The organism is Rhizobium ecuadorense, assembly GCF_001187535.1.
Taxonomy (GTDB): domain Bacteria; phylum Pseudomonadota; class Alphaproteobacteria; order Rhizobiales; family Rhizobiaceae; genus Rhizobium; species Rhizobium ecuadorense.
The window spans coordinates 1-10220 of sequence record NZ_LFIO01000382.1; the positions used below are offsets into that span (position 1 = coordinate 1).

9 protein-coding genes and 2 pseudogenes are annotated in these 10220 nt (G+C 53.2%); 6 read left to right on the plus strand and 5 right to left on the minus strand.

The genetic code is table 11. The features are described from left to right. The first annotated feature begins 735 nt into the window (after positions 1-735). From AF337_RS09890 to AF337_RS09905, 4 genes are all read left to right on the plus strand, one after another. The gene (locus AF337_RS09890) at positions 736-2022 is read left to right on the plus strand and encodes a lysine N(6)-hydroxylase/L-ornithine N(5)-oxygenase family protein (RefSeq protein ID WP_010009012.1); all 1287 of its coding nucleotides are present in this window, start codon (positions 736-738) and stop codon (positions 2020-2022) included. Between the two features lie 81 nt (positions 2023-2103). Then, entirely contained in the window at positions 2104-2883 is a 780-nt protein-coding gene (locus tag AF337_RS09895; RefSeq protein WP_010018321.1) for a phytanoyl-CoA dioxygenase family protein, read from the plus strand. A gap of 21 nt (positions 2884-2904) precedes the next feature. Continuing rightward, entirely contained in the window at positions 2905-3234 is a 330-nt protein-coding gene (locus AF337_RS09900; RefSeq protein WP_004677772.1) for a cupin domain-containing protein, read from the plus strand. A 1-nt stretch (position 3235) separates the two neighbouring features. Further along, complete coding sequence (locus tag AF337_RS09905) at positions 3236-4825, plus strand: class I tRNA ligase family protein (protein WP_012489590.1); 1590 nt, start codon at positions 3236-3238, stop codon at positions 4823-4825. A 111-nt stretch (positions 4826-4936) separates the two neighbouring features. On the opposite strand, the pseudogene AF337_RS41940 reads toward AF337_RS09905, so the two are convergent. Continuing rightward, positions 4937-5104 (minus strand): annotated as a pseudogene (locus tag AF337_RS41940) (IS3 family transposase); the annotation flags it as partial. A gap of 387 nt (positions 5105-5491) precedes the next feature. On the opposite strand from AF337_RS41940, the gene nodD2 reads away from it, so the two are divergent. Next, positions 5492-6448, plus strand: coding sequence for a transcriptional regulator NodD2 (gene nodD2 / locus AF337_RS09910; protein ID WP_004677768.1), 957 nt, complete (start codon positions 5492-5494; stop codon positions 6446-6448). Here nodD2 and AF337_RS43605 read toward each other — a convergent pair. The 4 genes from AF337_RS43605 to AF337_RS41945 form a co-directional block, all read right to left on the minus strand. Continuing rightward, entirely contained in the window at positions 6428-6775 is a 348-nt protein-coding gene (locus AF337_RS43605; protein WP_012489591.1) for a hypothetical protein, read from the minus strand. The two genes, nodD2 and AF337_RS43605, sit on opposite strands and share 21 nt — an antisense overlap. A gap of 81 nt (positions 6776-6856) precedes the next feature. Next, positions 6857-7765 (minus strand): transcriptional regulator NodD3, encoded by a 909-nt coding sequence (nodD3, locus tag AF337_RS09915; RefSeq protein WP_004677763.1) that lies wholly within the window; start codon positions 7763-7765, stop codon positions 6857-6859. Positions 7766-7916: 151 nt separating this feature from the next. Then, entirely contained in the window at positions 7917-8942 is a 1026-nt protein-coding gene (locus tag AF337_RS09920) for an LLM class flavin-dependent oxidoreductase (protein ID WP_012489592.1), read from the minus strand. A 123-nt stretch (positions 8943-9065) separates the two neighbouring features. Further along, positions 9066-9356, minus strand: a complete 291-nt coding sequence (locus AF337_RS41945; protein WP_004677757.1) for a hypothetical protein — start codon at positions 9354-9356, stop codon at positions 9066-9068. A 486-nt stretch (positions 9357-9842) separates the two neighbouring features. Here AF337_RS41945 and AF337_RS09925 point away from each other — a divergent pair. Then, positions 9843-10220 (plus strand): annotated as a pseudogene (locus AF337_RS09925) (transposase); the annotation flags it as partial.

Below are 10220 nucleotides of genomic sequence, written 5' to 3' on the forward strand. Positions count from 1 at the left end.
AATGTGATGGAAAACTCTAACCAAAATTGGTCCAGTTTGAAGGGTTCAGATCAGCATCAGCCGCAACTTTCTACCAGCGCCGTCGCTTATCCGATCCGACGACCATGTCTATTTTGTGGGGGAGAACGGTGTTGCCGGTGGTCATGTTGGCGATCGGTGCTTGTACGTTCGCAGGCCTGTCCACGTTTCAAAGCATATATGCCGAAACGCGCGGACTCTCACCGAATGTCTTCTTTCTGACATTCACCGTCACGACTGTCACATTGCGATTCTCCGTCGCGGGTATGATCGGTAAGTTGCCGCTTGGGCGCCTAGCACTCACCCTCTTCGTGACGACACTGATTGGGATCGGACTTTTGGTTTTGAACCCGGGAAGCGAGCTGCTGTACGTCGTCGCCACCGTTCTCTTTGCGATAGGCTACGGTCTCACTTATTCGACCTTGAATGCGATGGTGGTGAACCTCGCTGGCGAACGTGGTCTGTCAATCTCAACGGCCTCCCAAGTCTTTACACTCGCTTATTTTCGTGGGTTCGTTCGAATTCCCGTATCTCGGTGGCACATTAATTGCTGTTTATGGCATCGACGTTGCCATGCTCGTGATGGCGGGTCTGGTCGCTCTCAACATCGCAATCGCCAGTCAGACATTGTGGAGGGCGGTGTAGGAGACAGACGTCCTTCGATAATGATTTCCGTATCGCTGCCCACGTGCCCGCCCAACCAAAGGAAGTGTGTTTATGCAAGTGCTGGATCTCATCGGTATAGGCATCGGACCCTTTAATCTTAGTCTTGCAGCACTCGCGTGTCCGACGCCGCTGCGCACTGCCTTTTTCGAAAAGGAAAGCGGCTTCGATTGGCATCCTGGGCTGCTGCTGCCCAACAGTCGCCTGCAGGTATCTCCGCTGAAGGACTGTGTGACACTTGCAGATCCGACCAGTCCGTTTTCGTTTCTCAACTACCTCGCGGTGCATGGACGGCTGTACAGCTTCGTAAACCGGTGCGACGCGACCACGTCGCGAAGAGAGTTCACACAGTATTTCCAATGGGTTGCGCATCAGTTGCCACAACTCCGGTTTGGGGAGGAGGTTACCGACGTAACCAGATTAGACGAGGGTTACCGCGTGACGACGACTCGAGATCACTACCATGCACGCTCAGTTGCGATTGGCGTCGGTGTCGTTGCAACAATTCCCGAATGCGCCAAACCTTGGCTGGGCGAGAAGGTCTACCATGTGGCGAGCTATCTGGATCGGCCACAAATCGACATCGGTGAACGCGTATTAGTCGTTGGTGGGGGGCAGAGCGGTGCGGAGGTTGTTGAACACCTATTGGGCAGTCCGGGTATCGGTAAAATTACATGGGTGACGTCACGCGGGAACCTGTTCACGAGGGATGACAGCTCTTTTATCAACGTGTCATACACGCCGTCTTACAGCCAGCGCTTTCATTCGCTGCCACTTAAAAAACGTCGCACTATTGTCGACGACGAAAAACTCACCAGTGACGGCATTTCAGCAGAATTGAGCAACCGCATTTACGAAACTATCTATCACCGCAGCGCGACTGGCAATATTGACGATGTCATTCAACTGCTACCCGCAGTCGTCATGAAGGAGTTGTCTCCTCATGCGGACGGTTGGCACGCGCTGTTGGCTTCGCACGGCACCTGTCAGCGACCGACTGTAGTGGCTGATCGGGTCGTACTCGCCACCGGTTTCGAGCCTCGCCCGCTAGCGTTTATCGATCGCCTATTGGCTTCCGCTTCTATGGAAGGCGGTCTGCCGGTCGTGAAGGACGATTACTCCGTTCAATTCGAGGACAACGCCCCCGGCCAGGTATATCTGCAAAACCGATCCCCAGTCCAAAGTGGCTTGCAGAGTGTGAATCTATCGCTCGTCGCCTACCGAAACGGTCGCATCATCAATAGCCTGCTTCGGCGTGAATACTATCTGAACGTCCCAGATCGGCCGATCCTTGGGTGCCTAGGTTTACTTCCCGCTCAAGAGACACAAAACGCAAGATAACACTCCAGTGCAGTGCAGCTCGGGGCGCCTGCTCACGACGCAGCTTTACCAGGCGGCTTTAAATCTAAAAAGGAGTTACACATGTTAACCAAAGAACAAAAATCAACATGGGATGACGTTGGATACATTAGGATTGAGTCATTTCTCGATCTAGAAAGCCGAGATAAACTTTCAGCTCTTGTGGCTGATGTTTCGTGCTGGGAGACAAGTGAAGACAAATGGCTGATATGGTTCGAAAAAACAACTGACGGTAGGAGGATCATTTCGAAGGTCGAGAACTTCCTCGAATTTAACGCCCCCCTGCGTGATTTACTGCTGGCTGACCACCGTATCGAGTCGATCGTCGAAGAGTTACTGGGGGAAAATGCCCGCATGCTCAAAGAGTTGCTGATCTTTAAGTACTCCGACAGCGGCGGCTATCGCCCGCATCAGGACATCTACCATATCCCACATAAGCTACCAGACCGGATGGTGCACGCGATTGTTGCAATAGGCATCGACGATTCCGGCCCAGACAACGGAGGGCTTTTCTTCAGCCCCGGGAACCACAAAAAGGGCGTGTTCCCAATGGACGCCGGCGGCGTAATGTACCCCGAGGTCGCGGACAGGCTGGCCTGGGAGCCCGTAACGTGGAAGGCCGGTGACATTTTCATCTTTGACGACTATGCCCCACATTACTCAAAGCCCAACAAAAGTGAAAATTCTCGAAGGGTGATTTATCTCGTGTTCCAGCGTGCCTCAACTGGTGGGCCAACGAGGGCCGAATACAACAAACTGAAACGCGCCTACAACCCTCCCGAGGGCAAGGTCTCCAACATCGACGAGCTCAAGCCGCCGAACGGCATTTTCTATCGCGATTGAAGGCAGAGGACAGAGGCAAACATGTATACGAAACAGATCGACCGCTCAATCATGCGCCAGGAGTATGGCGTTCTGGTGTGCCGGTTACTTGAGCATCTACCGCAGGCAGTCGCAACGGCTTTCGGCACATCGATTGTGGAGGTGGTACCTGGCGATGCGGTCGATCTTCATTCGCACCCAGAGCACGAACTCTGGGTATTGATCTCGGGCAGCGGCGTGTTTCAATCCGATGGAGAAACCTCCGCAGTCAGTGGGGACACGATGGTCTATATAGCGCCGCACCAAAAACACGCGATCAAAAATAGCAGCCCTCAAACCAGCTTAAAGTTCCTTTCGATATGGTGGGATTGAATTGAGAGCAAACCAACATACTTTTTTTGCCTGCTCGGCGCCGCCGTGCCCGAACGGCAAGCTGCATCTTGGGCATATAGGTGGCGTGTACCTTCTCGCCGACGTGTTCGTACGCTACCACCGCATGGTAGGCAACGCGGCCTATCACGTGACAGGTGCGGACGAACATGGCACTTACACGCTGGTGAAAGCCCGAAAGCTTGGCAGGCCGGTTGATGACGTCGCACACATGCACATTGAAGAAATTCTGCAGTGTCTGCGGTCAGTTGATATTGAACCGGACGTATTTGTAAGGACTTCAAGCGAAGACCACAAAGACCGCAGCTTGGCGATCTACGACCAACTAAGAGCGTCCGGCTACGTTGAGCTGCGCGACGGAGAGCAACTGTATTGCGGGACGTGCGAAGAGTTCGCCGCAGACTCACTCGCGGTCGGAGAGTGTCCAGCTTGTAACGCGCCAACAGATAGTAACCTTTGCGAAGATTGCGGCTCGGCGCTGCAACACAATCTACTACGCAACCCGATTCACACGACATGCGGCCAGAGCCTTATCTTGCGCCCGATTCGACAGGTTCATTTTGAGCTTGAAAAATTTGCTCCGGGGCTCGATCACGCCATTGAGGCGAGCGGATGGCCGGAATCTATAAAGCGCAAAGAACTTGACTGGCTACGGTCAAAACTGATGGCATTGCCGATGTCGCGGCATTTCGACCGTGGTGTGACTTTGAACTACCCGGTGGAGGTGGCAGGCCAAACTTTAATGACTTGGTTTGAAGGATTGTGGTGCTATGAGACAGGAATCGAACGCCTCTGCAAGCAAAATGGCGCAGATCTCGATGACACTATGCGCAACGCGAGCACGAGACTCGTATTCTTCATGGGTCAGGATAACCGGTTTTATTACACGATCGGCGTTACTGCTAGTTTGTTCTCGCGCGGTTATGCGATTCCATACAACCATGCAATTCAGGACTTTTATAAGCTCGAAGGCGCGAAATTTTCTACTAGCCGTGACCACGCTGTGTGGGCTGACGAGGTGGCAGCAGATATCGACACGAACGTGCTGCGCTACTATTTGGCTAGCCTCGCCAAGCCATTTGGCGCAAACGACAACGATTTTCTGATCGAGGGGCTGCTTCAGACCGCGGCTAGAATTCGTGCTTTCGAAACGGCTTTGCGCAAGTACGCCGGATGTAACGAGACGCTGACGGCCGACAAGCTGACAGTCGAGCAGAACCACAATGTTAAACGATATTCCGAAGCGGTGCAGGACTTGCGCGTCTGGGATGCCATGGACGCCATAGACGCCTTTTTCGACGTTGCGTCTTTTTCAAGGGCAGATACCTCAGTCAGCGCAGCGGAAGTTTCCGTATTTCTAAGCCTTCTTAATCCTGTGACCCCGATGCTTGCGGCGCGGTATGGTGCTTTCTTTTTCGGAGCCGGATGGCGGCCGGGGCTCGATGGCGGCACTATCCGGCCAAGCACCGGCTTACGCAAACCGGTTGATTTCCCATTGTTTAGCGACCCGATTCCGGAAGCCTTCATAGAGGCTTATGAAAGACGATTTAGGCAAGTCCGGCCGAATTCTTAGCTTTTAATGACGGCAACCGCTTTGACGATCCCGAGGCGAGTAACGCGGACGCCGACCGGATGACGGCATCTCGATAGCGGAGAACGCAAGGCGGCAGTCGGGCGACCTACTTCGTTCCGAAAGGCCCACGACGGCTTTCTGGCGTGCGACGGCGTCGCGCTTGGCGGCGGGCCTTTCTATTTTTTTAAGGAGCTCGGGAAGTGGGGCCGTATCCAGGATCTGCTCGGCGAGCAGTCTCTTCAGTGTGGCGTTCTCTTCCTCAAGCGCCTTCAGGCGCGTTGATCTTTTCATCACAAATTACTGGCACGCCACCAATATCTTGAACATGCTTCCAAACAGAAGGAGCCCGCCAGTCGATAGCCAGCGTACGGCAAAGCCTCTCCGGTATCGCGATATGATGAACCTACTTCCGCCCATCCGTTCACTAGCATTTCATGTCGCTCGGTGACGCCGCTCCACATCGCCTATTGCTAAGGTGCCATTCGATATTTAAAGTGGATTATCTGCAACTATAACGTCTATCGTAACTATGCGGCCTACTTAATTGATCACCAAACTAACCTAAGCCTTTTTGACGAACCTTCATTGGATCTATGCTGGAAGGTTCTGTACTGGAAAAATCGATTGTTTGGATATAAAATATCCGTTGTTTGGATGTGACTAAAGATGCGTTTCAAGGGCCTTGATCTAAACCTGCTCGTTGCATTGGATGCGCTCACGACCGAGCGCAACCTAACGGCTGCCGCACGTAGTATCAATCTAAGTCAACCAGCAATGAGTGCCGCCATTGGTAGGCTTCGGGACTATTTCCGCGACGAATTGTTTACAATGAATGGTCGAGAACTTCGGCTGACGCCCCGTGCCGAAGGACTTGCCTCGGCAGTGCGTGAAACTCTCTTGCAGGTACAATGCTCAATCATCTCTTGGGAGCCGTTTAACCCGTCGAAGTCTGACAGATGCTTTAGAATAGTTCTGTCCGATTTCATGATGCTGATATACTTCAATAAAATCATTGAGCGAGTTGCTCGAGAAGCGCCCGCAGTCAGCTTTGAGTTGCTGCCTTTGGATAGTGATCCGTACGAGATGCTTAGCCGCGGTGACGTCGACTTCCTCATCGTGCCTGAATTTTTTCTCTCGGGCGCACACCCGAGCGCAAAACTGTTCACAGAGAAGTTTGTATGTGTAGCCTGTTCGACAAATGTGGACCTACCTTCAGCGCTGACGATCGAGCAATATGTCTCCACGGGACACGTCGCTGCCGCGTTTGGGCGCTTTTTGAAGCCATCGGTCGAGGGCTGGTTCTTGCTCGAGAATGGTATTCAGAGGCGGGTGGAGGTCGTCGTGCAAGGGTTTAGCTTAATACCACCAGTCCTGCGTGGCACGAACCGCATAGCTAACCTACCGCTTCGCTTAGTCGAGCATTACGAAAGTACTTTCCCTTTGCGGATCATCAACCTTCCGTTACCGCTCCCCGTCTTCACAGAAGCTGTTCAATGGCCAGCGCTCCATAATGCCGATCCAGGGAGCATCTGGTTCAGGGAGATATTGGTTGAGGAAGCTTCCCGTATGATGTCCTCCAACGCACCTAAAATACATGGGTTGCTACAACAATCCGGTTCCTGACCAAGGTTCCTGCTTGAGTAAGATCCGCCCGAGCCCGAATAAGTTCAACAGCCACCAAAGAGGCTTTTCAAAGGTATCCATCCGGGGAAGGCCGCTGACCTTGCCCCCAAGTTTTATCCAGTTTTGAGTTCGCTCCGACGGTTTTGGGTTGCTGTATTTGCGGCGGTAGCGGCGGGTTGCGGTGCGGAGCAATTGTGGTCCCCCAGCACCCTTCGATTTGCCGCCGAAGGTGCTAGACAGCACGTCGCGCAATCGTCCGAAGGGCGGCCGATCGGCGACGGGCGTAGCGCTCAGCTTCGTCGATAAAATGGCCTGCGGGTCACTCACAGGTGGTGCCGTCTTCAGCTAATCGGCCGCGTCGCGGGTCGTCGCTCCCAATGCAGCCCAGCTTCCTAGGTTTCAGGATGGTCACGGCAATCGCGCTGCCTCCTGAACCATTATATCTCGCATCCAGATATTTGCCGGATCTTTGTCGTGAAGTACCGGCCATTGGACTGCCTCGGTGAATGTCGGCAGCGCTATCGGGGGCGCAGTCATCCGCAATGGTATCGTGTCCTCAAAAAGCCCAACTAGTCGTAACGGAACGGTTGCGATGCGATCGGTGCCCATTAGGGCGGCGGGGATCATGCTAAAGCTTGAAACAACGACTTCGACCCGCCTCTTGAGGCCATGCTCCTGCAAGAAGCAATCTTCTATGGTAGGCTGCTGCGTCCGACCGAACCTAACTACCGCGTGCCCCATTGAAGAATACTCCTCGGCAGTAAGGGCTTCCTCAAGTTGTTTGTTATTACTGCAGCCGACGCAAGTCAGTCGTTCCTGAAATAGATCTATCTTAGGGTGCGCGCTCGACATGAATAGCGGTGGGCTAATAAGGAAGTCTACGTCGCCGCGTCGCAAAAGCTCGTCTGGATTGTCAGTAAGAGGCAGCAAGTCAAAACTAATGCCGGGTGCTTCCCGCGCAAGACGCTCCAGTATCTTCTGAAAAAGAACAACTGTAACGAAATCGCATAAGCTTACTCGGAAATGACGATCTGATTGATCAGGAGTAAATTTATCCCAGGGTATGATATTGAGCCGAATATGCTGTAAAGCCTCACGAATCGCAGGCGCGAGGTCTTCCGCACGCGGAGTTGGAACGAACTCACGACCACGCATCGTAAATAGTTCATCGCGGAAATAGGAGCGGAGCCGGCGGACAGCTGCACTCATTGCGGGCTGGCTCAGATTAATGCTACGTGCCGCCGCAGTAAGGTTGCGCTCAATCATTAGTGCATCGAGCGCGACAAGGAGATTTAGATCGAGGCCCTTAAATCGCATATCTTTTAACTATCCAATAGTGCAGCCCATTCCACAATGGCTGTTCCTACGGCGATGGCTGAATTCGCCTTGACGCTCCTCAATCGATTTGAGGGCGCGGCCACAGAGACTTAATCTCTGTGATCGGAAAGCAACCTGAGGCCAGTCCAGATTAAGCCATAACTCCAGAGTGAACGCTCGTTGCAGTGTAATAGGAAGCCTCCAATGGCAAATCACCAAACGCCAGCTGGCAAAGAAGATAATTAGCACCTGCTTCCTCGACATGATCGAGAAGATCTTGCCTAACTGAAGCAGCAGTACCAACTACGCACAACTGACAGTCTACTGCTGCATCAAAATCCGGCGGGAGGTTCTGAGGAGTCTGTATCCCGTTAATCTCGTACAGAAACCTAAAGCTCCGAAGCCACCGTTGATAAGCCGGGGCCGCGAGCGAAATGGCATGCTTCGTCGTGCTGCCGGCCACCACCATTCGGACCAACCCAAGGAACGGCGCCCGTTTCCTGTCCCCGGCGGTACGTCTCTCGTGTGCTCGGTAGGCATCAGTGATCTGGCGAACAGCAGAAGCAGGGCCCCCGCAGGCAAGATTTGTATCGTTCTCAGCCGCCCAGCGCGCAACCTCAGGACGACTGGTTGTAATCCATGTCGGAGGCTGAGGACGTTGATGTGGCCGCAACATCAACGGGACTTTGTCTAGTTCAAAGTGGTCGCCTTTGTAGGAAAGAGCCTGAGCTCCTTCCTTCATCGCTTGGATGACGATCTCGCTGGCTTCGAGATAGCGCGATGTCGCCACCTCCTCATCAATACCGAAAAAGCTCCATTCGATTGGTAAGGAGCCGCGCCCCATGCCCAACTCGAGCCTGCCACCGCTCAGATGATCCAGCATGCAAATTTCTTCAAACGCACGTAACGGATGATAAAGGTTCAACAGCATAACCAAAGGACCGAGACGAAGATGCTGCGTGCGCTGAGCTACGCTTGCTAGAAATAGATTCGGCGAAGGTCCTCTGCCGTGGGGAGTACAGTGGTGCTCTGCGACGTGATATCCATAAAAGCCAAGGCGATCGCAGACCTCTGCCAACTTCATCCGATCTTCATACTGGCGCCCAATCTCCCTTCCGTCTTCGTCCAAATGGTCGAAGATACCAACCATCAGCTTTGCGGGAAGAGAGTTTGTCATTTAAATGTCTCCAAGTTTGGCGGCGAATTTTCGGTGACCAAGACCGGAGGGTGGCCCCGATGTCTTTCGCCAGGAATCATCGAAAAGCTGCTGGTTCTAAAAAACGATGCTGACGCCGATGAGCTAATCATAATGCTCACGTTGAAATGACATTGAATCATTCGTATTCATGTATGACTTCGCGGTGGGTAACACCCCATCTCGCATACCCACAGCTCCGTTCACTTTTGAGAAGCCAAGGATTGGCAAGATCGGATAGTGGTTGTTCAGCTTTTGTGGCGACCCAAAGGTGTTAAAGCTGGTATTCGGTTTAATGCGACGAGGCTCCTGCAGTAGGCGAAGAAAGGACCCAGAGCTATGTCTCGGCGCTTGATTGGCAGACGAGAGCGCCTTCTGCAGTTCCACGTTGGCCATGTTCGTCTCCATTTACCGGCCAGGTCTGTGACCTTGCCCTCGGCTGCTCTCGGTGGAGCAACATCATGGGGTCCCCAATTCATAATCGAGGTGTTTAATAACATCCCATGGCTTCGTAAAATTGATTGTTTGTATGGCATTGATCCACCAGGTGAATAACCAGGAATCTTCACCGTCAAAGGGTTGCTGATCGAACTAGCATACGGTCGACCCAGGCGAGATCACGGCCCCTTCCGAAGGTGGAAGGATCAGGAGCCAGTGCGGTTTTGGCCGCAGCGCAACAGCGCCGATACCAGAAATAGATGTGACGCAGTTGGCTTCCGCGTCTTTCGTGCACGCTGTTGTATGTCCTTAACATTCCCCATCTTAACTTCATAGGATCACAGGTTTTACGATAGGGAAATTGCTCTCAACCCTTCAAACTGGACCAATTTTGGTTAGAGTTTTCCGGTGCATTTTCCTGGCTGGGAAAAGGAACGGAACACGATGAAGGCATCGCAGTTTTCGGACGCTCAGAAGGCGTTCATTTTGAAGCAGGGTGATGAGGGCGTCTCGATCGCGGAGATTTGTCGCAAGGCGGGGATCAGTCAGACGACTTACTTCAACTGGAAGAAAAAGTACGCCGGCATGTTGCCGCCAGAGATGAAGAGGCGCAAGCAGCTTGAGGACGGGAATTCGCGATTGAAGAAGATCGTCGCGGATCTGACGTTGGACCGTGAGATGCTGCAGGACGCCATCCGCCGAAAGCTCTAAGGCCTGAGGGGTAGCGGGAGGTGGTGTCATGTGCCGCGATTGGGCGATCTCGATCCGGCGTGCTTGTGGCGCGTTGAACTTCGATCGGTCGACCGATCACTACATCTCTCG

Excerpts from the sequence above, each read along its gene's own strand:
- AF337_RS41945 (WP_004677757.1), bottom strand. The coding sequence starts at position 9,356 with ATGGCCAACGTGGAACTGCAGAAGGCGCTCTCGTCTGCCAATCAAGCG.
- AF337_RS09900 (WP_004677772.1), top strand. The coding sequence starts at position 2,905 with ATGTATACGAAACAGATCGACCGCTCAATCATGCGCCAGGAGTATGGC.
- AF337_RS09895 (WP_010018321.1), top strand. The coding sequence starts at position 2,104 with ATGTTAACCAAAGAACAAAAATCAACATGGGATGACGTTGGATACATT.
- nodD3 (WP_004677763.1), bottom strand. The coding sequence starts at position 7,765 with ATGCGATTTAAGGGCCTCGATCTAAATCTCCTTGTCGCGCTCGATGCA.
- AF337_RS09920 (WP_012489592.1), bottom strand. The coding sequence starts at position 8,942 with ATGACAAACTCTCTTCCCGCAAAGCTGATGGTTGGTATCTTCGACCAT.
- nodD2 (WP_004677768.1), top strand. The coding sequence starts at position 5,492 with ATGCGTTTCAAGGGCCTTGATCTAAACCTGCTCGTTGCATTGGATGCG.
- AF337_RS09890 (WP_010009012.1), top strand. The coding sequence starts at position 736 with ATGCAAGTGCTGGATCTCATCGGTATAGGCATCGGACCCTTTAATCTT.